9 protein-coding genes and 1 riboswitch are annotated in these 13,967 nt (G+C 45.2%); all 9 genes read left to right on the plus strand.

Annotated features, from left to right (window positions below; translation table 11 throughout):
* Positions 1-4 precede the first annotated feature (4 nt).
* The 9 genes from QNH28_RS04795 to QNH28_RS04835 all read left to right on the plus strand — a co-directional run bounded on the left by QNH28_RS04795 (position 5) and on the right by QNH28_RS04835 (position 13,925).
* Entirely contained in the window at positions 5-862 is an 858-nt protein-coding gene (locus QNH28_RS04795; protein ID WP_283910388.1) for a glycosyltransferase family 2 protein, read from the plus strand.
* Positions 849-2,036: a glycosyltransferase family 4 protein gene (locus tag QNH28_RS04800; RefSeq protein ID WP_283910389.1), complete on the plus strand. Its 1,188-nt coding sequence runs from the start codon at positions 849-851 to the stop codon at positions 2,034-2,036. The genes QNH28_RS04795 and QNH28_RS04800 overlap by 14 nt, the downstream gene beginning before the upstream one ends.
* Positions 2,036-3,175: a glycosyltransferase family 4 protein gene (locus tag QNH28_RS04805; RefSeq protein ID WP_283910390.1), complete on the plus strand. Its 1,140-nt coding sequence runs from the start codon at positions 2,036-2,038 to the stop codon at positions 3,173-3,175. Before QNH28_RS04800 ends, QNH28_RS04805 begins: the two co-directional genes overlap by 1 nt.
* Positions 3,176-3,236: 61 nt before the next feature.
* Positions 3,237-4,337, plus strand: coding sequence for a glycosyltransferase (locus QNH28_RS04810; RefSeq protein WP_036676592.1), 1,101 nt, complete (start codon positions 3,237-3,239; stop codon positions 4,335-4,337).
* Positions 4,338-4,341: 4 nt separating this feature from the next.
* Entirely contained in the window at positions 4,342-5,682 is a 1,341-nt protein-coding gene (locus QNH28_RS04815; protein ID WP_283910391.1) for a UDP-glucose dehydrogenase family protein, read from the plus strand.
* 659 nt (positions 5,683-6,341) lie between these two features.
* Entirely contained in the window at positions 6,342-7,715 is a 1,374-nt protein-coding gene (locus tag QNH28_RS04820) for a sugar phosphate nucleotidyltransferase (RefSeq protein ID WP_283910392.1), read from the plus strand.
* Positions 7,716-7,851: 136 nt separating this feature from the next.
* A riboswitch (cyclic di-GMP riboswitch) is annotated at positions 7,852-7,931 on the plus strand.
* 12 nt (positions 7,932-7,943) lie between these two features.
* Positions 7,944-9,494 carry a glycosyl hydrolase gene (locus tag QNH28_RS04825; protein WP_283910393.1) on the plus strand — a complete coding sequence of 517 codons (1,551 nt, stop codon included), beginning with the start codon at positions 7,944-7,946 and terminating at the stop codon, positions 9,492-9,494.
* Positions 9,495-9,647: 153 nt separating this feature from the next.
* A complete protein-coding gene (locus QNH28_RS04830) occupies positions 9,648-11,168 on the plus strand; it encodes a glycosyl hydrolase (RefSeq protein WP_283910394.1) in 1,521 nt (506 codons plus the stop codon).
* 51 nt (positions 11,169-11,219) lie between these two features.
* A complete protein-coding gene (locus QNH28_RS04835; RefSeq protein WP_283910395.1) occupies positions 11,220-13,925 on the plus strand; it encodes a discoidin domain-containing protein in 2,706 nt (901 codons plus the stop codon).
* The last annotated feature ends 42 nt before the right edge of the window (positions 13,926-13,967 follow it).

Below are 13,967 nucleotides of genomic sequence, written 5' to 3' on the forward strand. Positions count from 1 at the left end.
CTTCATGGATTCAGTAAAAAGCGTGGTAGGCGGCCCAGGCAATTATCCAATATCGGCTGTCATCATCGCTCAGGATGACGAAGTTCGAATATCTAAGGCCATACAATCCTGCAGGTTATTCGCCGACGAGGTGGTTGTGATTGACGGAGGCAGCAAAGACGGGACAGTTCAGCTTTCCGAAAGCTTGAATTGTCGTGTATACGTCAACCCATGGCCCGGATATGCGAAACAGAGGGAGTTCGGAGTAGAACGCGCGGTTCATGATTGGGTCTTCCTTATTGATACTGACGAAGTGGTCAGCGACGAGTTGGCCGCAAGTATTCTTGAACTGAAACCGGGGCTTATGGATCAATCGGTGGCCTATTCTATCTACCGGATCGGTGATTTTATGGGCAGATGGCTGGATCGTGGCGAATACCTAGTGCGCCTTTACAACCGCAAAGCGTATGGAATTCGAAACAGCTTGGTGCACGAGATGCCCGAGGTCTCTGAAGAGCGAACCATACGTTTGACAGGAACCCTCTGGCATTATGGTTACCGCAGTATTAACGATCATGTGGCACGTTTCAATAAGTATACTGACTTGGAAGCTGAAAGTGCGTATGCCAAGGGCAAACGATTTCGGGTCAGTCATCTGCTGTTAAGACCGCCAGCCCGTTTCCTGCAAAAGTATTTCTTACACGGTTTGTTCAAGAAGGGAATGTCAGGTTTCGGTGTATCCGTATTCTGGGTCATGTATGAATTCATGGTCGGCTTCAAGCATTACGAATTAATTAGATCGGGAAAGCTGACTCAGCACAATGCGCAGACGAGTCAGACCGAGAAGGAGAATAAAGGAGAGAGAAGCTATGCCGTACAGTGACGGATTGAACATTATGACGACTGGCCTTAGCTGGCCGTCGCTACAGCCGGGTGGGCTTAACACGTATTTCAAATCCGTTTGCGAGCAACTCTCCTCACGTAATCGGGTGCATGCGCTGATTTGCAGTCAAGAAACGCCTGCTACCCCTGAGGAATTGATTATTCACAATGCCGGAGATCCAAAAGATGGGATCTGGAAACGTAAGGATGCTTTCCAGCGTAAGGCGGCCGATCTGATGGGAGAGGGTAGTGGCCGTATAGATATTTTATACACTCACTTTGCTCCTTATGGTATTGGTCCAGCACTGGAAGCAAAGAAACGTGGGATTCCTGTAGTGATGACTTTTCATGGCCCATGGAATGAAGAAATGAAAATCGAAGGCCAAGGTATTAAGCATCGGGTCAAAACAACCATTGCCAAATCCATTGAACATAGAGCCTATAAGCTAGCGGATAAGTTCATCGTGCTTAGTGAGACGTTCCGCGACATTCTCCATAAGCTGCACGGAGTGCCTCTACACAAAATTATAGTGATTCCAGGAGCAGCTAATGTGGAACGTTTTATTCCCGCTACGAATCGATTGGCGATTCGCCGAAGCTTAAATTTACCTGAGGGAGCAACAACCGTGCTGACTGTCCGGCGGTTGGTCAATCGGATGGGACTACTACAGCTGCTTGAAGCCTGGAAGCAAGTTGCGGAGCGTTTCCCGAATGCAATTCTGCTGATTGGTGGTAAAGGGCCGTTGCGAGGAGAACTGGAAGAAAAGATCGCCGATTATGGCTTAAGCAATAAGGTAAGACTGCTAGGCTACATTCCCGATCATGAGCTAGTCTCTTATTATCAGGCAGCGGATATGTTCGTGGTTCCCTCACAGGCATTGGAGGGCTTTGGTTTGATTACCGTTGAAGCTTTATCTTCAGGATTGCCAGTGATGGCTACACCGATTGGCGGCAATAAGGAAATTTTGCAAGGCTTCCGGCCGGAATTGCTATTTAAGAGTTCAAGTAGTGACCACATGGCCGAAGGTATGATCCATATGCTTAGCAATCGAAAGCTGCTTCCAAGCCGGGATGAATGTAGAGAGCATGTACTGGAGAGATATACCTGGGAGCATGTTACGGATCAAGTAGAATCCGTGTTCCTGCAAGCCTTAGGAGAGGAGGTGACCACGTAATGCTTAGAGTGGCCTATATAGATCACACTGCTAAATGGAGTGGTGGAGAAGTTGCCCTGTTTAACATCCTTACCCATATTGGAGAACAGATTGATCCGCTGGTAATCCTGGCTGAGGATGGTGCGCTGGCTGAACGGCTACGTGAAAATGGGATGGATGTCCGTATTATTGCGCTGGATGAGAGTATCAGAAGTCGGGGGAGAAATGCAGTCAACTTGGGAGCACCTGCTGCAGCCTTCAAGCTGTTGGCTTATGGCCGCAAGCTTGCGCCGCTCTTAAAAGCGGAGAAGGTAGATTGCGTGCACACCAATTCCCTGAAATCTGCATTATACGGAGCCATCGCTGCAAAAATAGCGGGCGTTCCATTGATCTGGCACATCCGGGATCATATTGGAGCTCCCTATTTAAAGCCTATCGTTGCCAAAGGCATTCGTTTGCTGTCGCGCCTGCTCCCCAATGGAGTCATCGCGAATTCACATTCTACGCTGAATGCTTTGGAGCTGCCTCGATCGAAAAAAACGCTGGTCGTATACTCCGCATTCGCTAAAGCGATTGGTAATGGGATCGGCATGCGGGACCAGAAGGATTTCAACGTATTGCTAGTTGGTCGATTGGCGCATTGGAAGGGTCAGCATATTGTGCTGGAAGCCGCAAAAAGCTTTAAGAACGAACCTCGTGTGAAGTTCTGGCTGGCCGGAGACGCTCTGTTTGGAGAAGAGGCTTATAAGCAGGAATTGCTTCAAAAGATAAAAAACGACGAGCTTACTAATGTAAGCATGCTAGGGCATGTGGATGATATTCAGGGCCTTATGAATACTGCTGATTTACTGATTCACACTTCGGTAACTCCTGAGCCTTTTGGCCAAGTTATCGTTGAAGGAATGGCAGCGGGATTGCCGGTGATCGCCTCCAATGAAGGCGGGCCGGTAGAAATTGTAGTTCAAGGTGAGACAGGGCTACTGATAGAGCCTGGTGACGCGGCGATACTAGCAGACTCCATTAAATGGATGCTGGATCACCCAGAGGAAAGACGGCGGATGGCGGACAATGGGATGAAACGAGTGAAAGAGCATTTTGTTATCGAGAATACGGTCAAGGACATCGTTGACTACTATAAAGGTTTGTTGGCGGGCACCTGACAGATGATATGACGCGGTAATTCTGAAGATGATGCTCCATAAAACTTTGAGGATGATTCACATGAAAATTGCGATAGCGCACGATTACTTAATCCAAATGGGCGGCGCGGAAAGAGTGGTGGAAGTCTTTCATCACATGTATCCCGAGGCTCCAATCTACACAACGGTTTTTAACGGAAGCCGCCTTACTGACAATCTCAAAGATGCGGATATCCGTGCCTCCTGGCTGCAAAAGATTCCGGGGGTAAAGACCAATTTTAAAGGGGTGCTGCCACTTTATCCAATGGCCATCCGTGATTTGGACTTTCGCGGTTTCGATATCGTCCTGAGTTCCAGCAGTGCTTTTATGAAAAGTATTCAAGTTCCTAAACATACGTTTCATCTTTGTTACTGCCATACGCCTATGCGCTTCGCATGGGATTATGACACCTACATGGAACGTCAGTCGAATTCCGGGTTGTTCAAGAAAATGCTTAAGGTATACATGCAGCAGCTCAAAACGTGGGACCAACGGACTTCCAAAAATGTGAATCAGTTCGTAGCCAATTCTTCAGTAGTGAAGACGAGGATTCAGAATTATTATCACCGGGATGCAGATGTCATATTTCCACCGATTAATACAGCCCGGTTTACAAGCTCTTCTACCATTGGTGACTATTATTTAATTGTCTCTCGGCTTGTTTCCTACAAGCGGATTGATCTGGCAGTAGAGGCTTTTAACCGTAACGGTCTTAAGCTTTATATCGTAGGGGATGGACCGGATCGCAAGCGTCTCGAAGGCATGGCTAAGGATAATGTATCGTTTCTGGGCCGGCTAGAAGATGAGCAAGTGACTGGAATGATGGCACAGTGTAGAGCATTTATTTTTCCAGGAGAAGAGGACTTTGGAATTACACCGCTGGAAGCGAACGCTGCGGGAAGACCAGTAATTGCTTATCAAGCAGGTGGAGCACTAGATACTATTATTCCTTATGTAAATGGTGTGTTTTTTCAGCATCAAGAAGTGGAGGATCTGCTTAAGGCTATTTATGAGGTAGAGTCCTACGCTTGGGATATCGATCAAATCATGGAGCATGCACGTAAATTCGATGAGCAGGCGTTTATGGTTAAGTTCAAGCAGTATGTTGAGCAGGCCTACGTCAATTTTCTAAAAGGAGGATGATTGTATGAAGCTGACAGTAATCGGTACTGGGTATGTGGGTCTTGTATCTGGGGTGTGCTTTGCACTTAGCGGACATCATATCATCTGTGTGGATAAGGACGAGGAAAAGATTAAGAAGCTGAAACAGATGGAATCGCCCATCTATGAGCCGGGAATCGAGGAACTGATTGAACTGAATCTTCGTGAGGAACGGTTATCTTTTTCTGCAGATCTTCAAGAGTCGGTGCGCCGTTCAGATATTATCATTCTTGCTGTAGGTACGCCATCGCTGCCTAATGGCGAAGCAGACTTAACCTACATTGAGGGTGCAGCTGCTGAAATCGCTAAAGCGATGGAAGGGCACAAAATTATTATGACTAAATCTACAGTTCCCGTAGGGACAAACGAGAAAATCTCCAAAATGCTCTCTAAGTTTACCCATCATTCTTTTGATATCGTGTCTGCTCCCGAGTTTTTACGTGAGGGGTCAGCGATTCGCGATACTCTCCATCCCGACAGAATTGTCATTGGTCTTGATAATCCAGAGCTGGAACCAACCATGCGCGAGCTTCATAAGGGTTTCACTGAAAATGTATTTGTAACAGATATACGCAGTGCTGAAATGATCAAATATGCTTCAAATGCATTTTTGGCCACGAAGATTTCCTTTATTAACGAGATCGCCAATATTTGCGAAAAAGTGGGAGCTGATGTAACTGAGGTAGCCGAAGGAATGGGTATGGACCAAAGAATTGGGTCATCCTTCCTGCAGGCTGGCATCGGTTATGGAGGCTCCTGTTTCCCGAAAGACACTAATGCGCTCATTCAAATTGCAGGCAACGTCGATTACGAATTCAAATTATTGAAATCTGTAGTCGAAGTGAACAAGGGACAACGGTTTATGATCATCTCCAAGCTGCATGAATCACTTGGCAGCCTGCGTGGTTCGACGATAGGGATATGGGGGCTTGCTTTCAAGCCTAATACTGATGATGTCCGCGAAGCTCCAGCCAGAGAGATTGTTGAGGCGCTGGTGGCTGAGGGGGCAACAGTCAAACTATATGATCCAATTGCAGCTACAAATTTCAGGCAGCAATACGATCATTCGCAGCTTCGCTGGTGCAATCTGCCAGAGGAAGCGGCTGAGGGCAGCGACGCCGTATGCCTCCTGACGGATTGGAGCCTACTTAAGGAGATTGATCTGCATCAGCTGGCGAAAAGCATGCGTAATGGGGTATTGATCGATGGACGCAACGTGTATTCCAAGGAGCAAATCGAGGGTACCGGCCTCGTTTATCATTCTGTCGGCCGCCCGCAGATGGGTGGATTGAGTGGTTATTCTGCTAGTGTGGCTGGAGCGGTTTAATCATTTCTGTTAAGTGTCAGTCGCAACTCCGGTGAATGTTTGGACTTCCAGCCGCTGTTGTTTCCAGATTTCTTGATTTATACCGCTTAATAGCGGATGAAATCCGGAAAAGCTTATGCTTACGAAGTGAGCTTTCCTACGGAAAGCTTTTAGGCGGACGCTATCGCTCCTACAGTTCCAAAATTCCCCTCCGTCACTCCGTTCCCTTATCATAAGTTTTAAGCAATTTATAAAGTTAGAGTACTCTGATTGTTTATCGCAGTAGCAGATAACCTTGTTGTTGTAGTAGTACTTGCGTTGGCTGCTGCCTCCATAGGAGCAGAAGCAAATCTTTAGAAAAACGTGCTGCCTTCCGGCTGGTACAGCCCGGTGCAGTACGGTTCAAGCATTTAGAGGAAGTTGGTTAGGTAAAGAACGGAAAGGGAATTTGGAACTGTAGAAACGGAGTGTTCGCCTTTATCCTCGGATTTCTACCGCGAGAAGCGGTTCAATCAGGAAATCTGAGGATAACAGCGATCGGAAGTCCAAAATCCCTTGGAGTGGTTTCTACCTAACAAATTTTTTTAATGCATCCGCTCGAATTAAGGCTAAGCGGAAGCTATACGTTTTGATAACAATTTAATTATGCTCGATTTCCATAAATTGAGGAGGGTTCATCTATGAAAATGGTACTTCTATCAGGCGGTTCAGGTAAACGGTTATGGCCGTTGTCCAACGACTCACGTTCAAAGCAATTTCTAAAGGTACTTGAAAGCCCTCAAGGTGAACCAGAATCCATGGTACAACGTGTCTGGAGACAGCTGGAGGAAGCGGGGATGGCAGAATCATCTTATCTGGCCACCGGCCGCGGCCAAGTAGAAATGATACAAAGCCAACTGGGAAGTCATGTGCCGATTATCGTTGAACCGGAGCGTCGGGATACTTTTCCGGCTATCGCCTTAACAGCTACCTATCTTTATTCAGTGGCAGGTGTTTCTCCAGCGGAGACGGTAGCAATATTGCCTGTTGACCCTTATGTAGAAGCATCCTTTTTTGATACCATAGCTATGCTTGAGGGGACCATGCTGGAAAGTGGAGCAAATCTGGCACTAATGGGTGTTGTTCCTGAACATGCCTCAGAGAAATACGGATATATTATTCCTACCACCGATGAGGCGGGGGGAAATGGTTTTATGAAGGTGAGTCACTTTCAAGAGAAACCAGACCGTATACAAGCAGAACAGCTCATCGAGCAAAATGCATTGTGGAATTGTGGAGTGTTTGCCTTCCGCTTAGGGTACTTGTTAGATATTTTGCAGCGTAAAGGGTTGCCTTTAGGATATGAAGAATTGCAGAAGCAGTATAAGCTATTGTCTTCCATCAGCTTTGATTATGAAGTGGTGGAGAAAGAAGAACATATTGTAGTACAGCCGTATGATGGATTCTGGAAGGATCTTGGAACGTGGAATACGCTGACAGAGGAAATGAGCAGCAAGCATGTAGGAAAAGGTTTTGTAACGGCGGATTCTGAGGGGACTTGCTTGATTAATGAGCTGGATATTCCGATTACGGTAATTGGTGCGAAGGATCTGATCATTGCGGCTAGCCCGGATGGGATTCTAGTTACCCATAAAGCTGAGAGCCCACGGATTAAAGAAGTGCTGAAGACCTTTGAACAAAGACCGATGTACGAGGAACGCCGCTGGGGCCATTACAAAGTTATTGATTATGTGAAATATGATGAAGGCAATGAAGTGCTGACCAAACGGATTTTTATATCCGAGGGGAATAATATCAGCTATCAATTACATCGCAAGCGTAGTGAAATTTGGACAATCGTTAGCGGCGAAGCAAGTATTGTGCTGAATGAGAAAAAACATAATGTGAAGGCTGGGGACGTGGTACGTATACCGGAAGGAACGAAGCACGCGATCCTTGCTTTGACGGATGTTGAGTTTATAGAGGTACAGACGGGGTCTGAATTAGTAGAAGAAGATAACATACGTATTACTTTAGACTGGAATGATATAGAACTACAACAATTCATTTCATAGGTCTAACCTATCTATTTAACCAATTCAAAATTTCTTGAAACAGGTAAATTGACTCAATTATCAAAAAAAGTCATAAAAACACTAAATATATCATTAATTGTCGTCGATACTTACGGTAAGAGAGATTATTTCTCTTAAATTGAAAAGGCAAACCTATCGAAAGGTAGGGACGCAAAGCTATAGGGCCTTCGAAAGAGTGGCAGCCTGGCTACCGAAAGGGAGATTATTTTGAAAGCTTACCGTACGTATCGATTATTTGGCGCATTTCTGTCACTCGTCTTGTTTCTGACTGCACTTCCGCTTACTGTTGGAATTTCGCCGTCTGTTGTCATAGCTGCTTCAAATTCTGGAGCACCAGTTACCCCAGGAGCCTCACCTGAAGCCGTAAAGCTGCTTAACTATTTTTACTCGATCTCAGGAAAAGGTATTATTGCTGGTCAACATGACTATTTAGAAAGTCCAGATGAAATTAACAATATGCTGAAGGGAACTAGCGGACAAAATGCCGCTCTTCACGGTTATGAACTGGGCGCGATCAGCGGTCAGTCAGAAGGAACCATGGCCTGGCAACGTCAAAATGTGGTGAACAGCGCCATCAACTGGAATAAAGCGGGCGGAATCGTAGCTATGACTTTTCATGCTAACCTGCCGGGCACCTCTTATGACTGGGATAATGTAAAAAAAACGCTTAGTCAAGGTGAGTTCGATAGTTACGTTACACCGGGTACCAAGCAATATAACAGTCTGATCGCTGAACTTGATAAGGTGGCAGTCTCCCTAAAAAGCTTGCGTGATGCCAACGTTCCGGTGCTTTGGAGACCCTATCATGAAATGAACGGGAACTGGTTCTGGTGGGGGAAGAAAAATAACTTTTCTAAACTTTGGAATATTATTTATGACCGTTTTGTTAACGTTCATAAATTAAATAATTTATTATGGGTATGGAGTCCGAATGCTCCCAATGTTTGGTCAGATCCTTATGCGTTGACTTATCCAGGAGCGGATAAAGTAGATATTCTGGCAGCAGATATATACGAAAATGATTATCAGCAAAAATACTATGACAGTTTGTTGAGTCTAGCCGCAGGCAAACCGATTGCGATCGGGGAGAATGGTGAAATGCCTAATCTGGAGAAGCTTCAGCAATCACAAAGTAAATGGACGTATATGATGAGCTGGGGAAAAATGCTTTACGAGAATAACAGTGCAGATACAATCAAAACATTTATGAATAGCAACTATACCCTAACTAGAGATAAATTAAATACTAGTCTGGTACCGACACCTAGCGCTGCACCAGCGCCGGCACCTCCCGAAGAAGAGGGTGAGGCAGCAATTCCTCTTGCGAAGGGGCTTACAGGAGAATATTACAACAACATACAGCTATCGGGAGCAGCAGCTCTTACTAGAACTGATGCAATGATCGATTTCAATTGGCGGCAAGGCTCGCCGGATGCCGCCCTCGGGATTGATCGTTTCTCCATACGTTGGAGCGGTAAAATTAAGCCATTATATGATGAGCAATATACATTTTACACTACCTCAGATGATGGCATCCGTGTGTGGGTGAATGGGCAATCCGTGATTGATAGTTGGACTAAGCAAAGTGGTACTGAGCGTAAGGGTAATATAACGCTGAAGGCTGGTCAGCTATACGATATTAAGGTGGAGTATTACGAAAATGAAGGTGATGCGAGAGTCCGCTTGATGTGGGAAAGTGCTAGTCAAGCTAAAGAGACAGTTCCAGCAAGTGCACTTTATCTTCCGGATGTCTCCTGATTGATGAAAATTAAAGGTCGATCCTTAGTGGCTCTGCGTTATTGCAGAGCTACTAAGCTATAGTCCTCATTAGGTCAGAAGACGATTGTCCGATAACAGGTATGTTTATTTAGCACCTGTGGAGGCAGTACAGCTACCGAAAGGAGGATTTATTTGCGTAAATATTATAAGCAAAACAGATTGTTGTTTACTATATTACCGGTGTTTATTATTTTTTCCTTGCTGCCTTGGGGAGAGGTTAAGAGTCTTCCGAAGGCTATGAGTGTTTCTTCCTCTCTTCCTCCGGCTATACCAAGCAATCCATCAGCTTCCGAAGAAGCCAAGCAGCTGCTGAGTAATTTGGTGAATCTACGTGGTAAAGGAATCCTGTCTGGCCAGCATGATTATCTAGAAAGTCCAGATGAACTGGTTCATAAGCTGAAGAATACATCGGGACAAAATGCCGTTCTACATGGTTATGAATTGGGTGCAATTAATAATCAACCCGAAGGGACGATCGCAGAACAGCGACAAGCTGTTATAGACAGTGCAATTGAGTGGCATCAAGAGGGTGGCATAGTAGCCATGACCTTCCATCAGAGTTTGCCGGGGACTTCTCCGGAATGGTCCAATGTAAACAGAAGTCTCAGTCAAGAGAAGTTTAATGCTTATGTTACGCCTGGGACGGCTCAGTATAAGAGTCTAATCTCTGATCTAGACGAGATCGCTGGCTATTTGGGACAGCTGCGTGATGCCGGAGTTCCAGTCTTATGGCGACCTTACCATGAAATGAACGGCGGTTGGTTTTGGTGGGGAAAAAAGGACAATTTTTCATCGCTTTGGAATATTGTCTATGATCGTTTTGTAAACACACATCAACTGAATAATCTACTGTGGGTATGGAATCCGAATGCGCCGAATGAATGGGCAGATCCTTATGCTGCATATTATCCCGGTGCGGATAAACTCGATGTTCTGGCTGCGGATATCTACAATAACGATTATAAGCAGTCCTACTATGAGGATCTGCTCGCACTTGCTGAAGGTAAACCTATCGGAATCGGGGAGAGTGGACAGCTGCCGAACCCGGAAGTATTAACCGAGAAACAAAATAAATGGGTCTATATGATGACCTGGGGAAAATTACTGACAGAAAATAATACGCTACAGTCAATTAAAAGCTTTATGAATGACTCGTTTATAGTTTCGAGAGAGGATTACGTTCTCACAACAGGAGGCCCTTCGATAGCACCGGTAATCCCGGTAACTCCAACGGGTTTAACAGGAGAGTACTATAACAATACTGATTTAGAGGGAGAAGCGGCACTTATCCGCGATGATCGTAAGATTGATTTTAATTGGCATGGCGGGTCACCTGCACAGGAGATAGATGAAGATCATTTTTCTGTTCGCTGGAAAGGGAAGCTCAAACCTAAATTCAGTGAAAAATATACGATTTCGGCATCCTCTGATGATGGAGTCCGTGTCTGGATTGACGGAAAGCTGATCATCGACAATTGGAAAAATCAAAGTGCAACCCTTCATAAAGGAAGTATCCCGCTCACAGCCGGAACGCTTTATGATATCCAAATTGAATATTATGAGAATGAAGGAGATGCCAATCTTCGCTTGCTGTGGGAGAGTTCCAGCCAGAAGCAGCAGGTGATTCCACAAGGGGCATTGTTCCTTCCTTAATCTAATGAAATGATAGGGTTATACATTCCGGAAGAAAGAGAGGACCTATGGATGGGAATAACGAGGAGAATATCTAATAGAAAAAATAGGATATTTGCAAACAAACCATTACTGTTTTTACTGAAATTCACCGCATTAACCGTCTTGTTTCTGTTGTCTGTCTCTGTTTTCGGAACGAATAAGACGAACGATTATAAGGTAGGTGCCAATATACCAAGATTAGCTACAGGAAGTGATGTTGCAGCAGAAATACCGGATGGTACTGTGATCTGGAATCTGGGACAACATGATGGCTCCGCAGCTGAATTCGCTGCGAGTGGCACTTCTGGCAGCAAGAAGGAATTTAATGTTACTTCTTCGGTGCTCAAATCATCGGCTCTGCAGAGCTTGCCTGCAGGCTTGAATGGAAAGACCCAGCCGGAATTAACGATCACCTATCAGCTAAATAAGATCCCGGAGAATGGGGTCTTATTTAGCGTAGGTATTCTGGATGCTTATAAATCCGTGCCGCAAATGAGTGTGTTCTCCAATCATCAATTGTCGGGGATCATTCAAATTGCGGGCGTTGCTGGCACAGAAAGTGAATATAACTTTCAAAAGACCTATGAATTATATATTCCCAAGGAGCAATTGAAGATAGGAACGAATGAATTGAAGCTGCAAACGGTTCGCTGTTTATATTGCAGTGACAAAGAAGACGAATATTCCTGGTGGACTTGGGATAATCTCCGTTTAGAATCTCTTAACGCTCCAATTTCTGAGCCTATCCATGGTAGCTATACACTGACGGGAACAGTAGTGAATAATAAACAATTTTATTTCGATGAAGGTGCAGTTACGCACTTGCCTTATGTTATCAAATGGCTAGGAATGGCTTATAGCGGGAATGTGATGCGTACTAGCTGTGCCAGTGATGTCGGGAGATCCTGCTCAGATATGCTGGAATATTACAAGGTATTGCAGGATTACAACATGCAGGCGGTTGCTCTGTATTTGCATACTGGTGATATTAAGCTTAAGGCAGATGGATCGTTGCCTGCTGACGCGGAGAAAAAGCTGACAGATTATTTTGAGCAATATAGCCCCTATTTTCAATATTATGAGGTAGATAATGAGCCGGGATTATTCAATCGTTCTAAGGCAGTGAACCTGGCAATTGCGGACTGGCTGAATAAAAAGGGCAAGCAAATCGCGCCCCATTTACAAACTGTTGCTCCGGGCTGGGCGTATTGGCCGAGCTACAGTGAGGATTCCTGTGGTAATCAGAGGGGAACTGGGAAGGAATGTGGAGATCCGGATGGCTGGGAACGTGATCCAGAGCAACGTATGGAGCTGGAGAAGGTTACGGATTTGACCAATGGACATTCCTACGGCGACTCTTATATTTTTAGTAATGGAGGAAGCTTTACTGAGAATCTGAAGACCTTCACTGGCGCAGACAATGGACTCGGCAAAAAAATGCTGACGACTGAATTTGGTACCTCGGACAGTCATGTGGATGCCTATCAATACGGGGCAACGGAGCGGACAGCGGCTGTATTCGACCGGATCATGCGTGCGCATATTGGTTATGCGGATATGTTTGTGCAGCATGCTGCTTTTTTTAAGGATTTCAGTTTATTCAAATACGGGTTTAATTTAGAAGAGCATGATCCGGCGACCACAGAGATTTATTATACAAAAGAAAATGAGGATTCACGTGTCAGCATCATGAGAAGGCTCAGTCTTGCCTATGCTACACATGGAGCTCCGCTAACTTATCAAATAGCCAACAAAGATGTGTTAGCCGATAAGCTGGTTTATGTTCGGGCCGTGGATACTTCTACATTGAAGCCTCTTGCGGGAAGTGGAGCGACCTCAAATAAGGTGCTGGTTAATTTCGTTAACTTTGAGTCTACTCCACAAGCTGTGAGTGTAAATGTGACTATGCCGAAAAACGGAGTGTATGAAGGGGAACGTTTTGGAAACGGGGATACGTATGAAAAAGCAAGAAGTTATGTAACAGGGAAAAAGGCTACTCCCACGTTAAGCTTTACGGAGACACTTGCTCCAGGAGAGGCTGTGCAGTATATTTTGCAGCCATCCTCTGAAGTAAAGCCGTTGGCACCTAAAGGATTCAAAGCCGCAGCGACAAAAGGTTTAGCTGTAAAATTAAATTGGTTGGAGGCACCAGGAGCAAGCTATGAGCTGCTTCGCGCTGAAGGTAGCGGCGGGGAAATGAAGGTGGTAGCCACCGATGTGAAGCTTACAGAATATACGAATCATAATTTACGTGAAGGGACGTTATATACCTATGCGGTAAGGGTATCCGGCTCTAACTTACTGTCCGATAAAGTTCAGATTACAGCCACCGGACTGGTTCCTCTGGATCGTACTAAATGGAAGGTATCCTCAAATGTGAATACGGCAGCATCAGCTCCGAGTCTGGCCATCGATGGGGATCGGCGCACGCGCTGGGATACGGGGAAACATCAGGCTTCCGGAGAGTATTTTCAGATTGATCTGGGTGAAGCACATGAAATTGAAAGAATAGATTTGGATAGCACGCTATCACCTTTTGATTATCCAAGAGACTATGTAGTCTATATTTCTGACGATGCTCAAAACTGGAACAAACTCACGTCTGGAAAAGGTGCGAAAGAGCTTACTAAGATATCCTTTTCTAAAGTGAAGACGAGGTATATCAAAATTGTACAGAATGGAGCTGGCGGGAATTATTGGTCTATTCAAGAGCTACAGGTGTATTCCAGAGAATAAGGGTATCATTTGAAATTATATAATCGTTTATAGCGCATACTA

Origin of the sequence: Paenibacillus sp. G2S3, from assembly GCF_030123105.1 — a bacterium.
Classification (GTDB): domain Bacteria; phylum Bacillota; class Bacilli; order Paenibacillales; family Paenibacillaceae; genus Paenibacillus_AQ.

Excerpts from the sequence above, each read along its gene's own strand:
- QNH28_RS04835 (WP_283910395.1), top strand. The coding sequence starts at position 11,220 with ATGGGAATAACGAGGAGAATATCTAATAGAAAAAATAGGATATTTGCA.
- QNH28_RS04795 (WP_283910388.1), top strand. The coding sequence starts at position 5 with ATGGATTCAGTAAAAAGCGTGGTAGGCGGCCCAGGCAATTATCCAATA.
- QNH28_RS04820 (WP_283910392.1), top strand. The coding sequence starts at position 6,342 with ATGAAAATGGTACTTCTATCAGGCGGTTCAGGTAAACGGTTATGGCCG.
- QNH28_RS04805 (WP_283910390.1), top strand. The coding sequence starts at position 2,036 with ATGCTTAGAGTGGCCTATATAGATCACACTGCTAAATGGAGTGGTGGA.
- QNH28_RS04815 (WP_283910391.1), top strand. The coding sequence starts at position 4,342 with ATGAAGCTGACAGTAATCGGTACTGGGTATGTGGGTCTTGTATCTGGG.
- QNH28_RS04810 (WP_036676592.1), top strand. The coding sequence starts at position 3,237 with ATGAAAATTGCGATAGCGCACGATTACTTAATCCAAATGGGCGGCGCG.
- QNH28_RS04800 (WP_283910389.1), top strand. The coding sequence starts at position 849 with ATGCCGTACAGTGACGGATTGAACATTATGACGACTGGCCTTAGCTGG.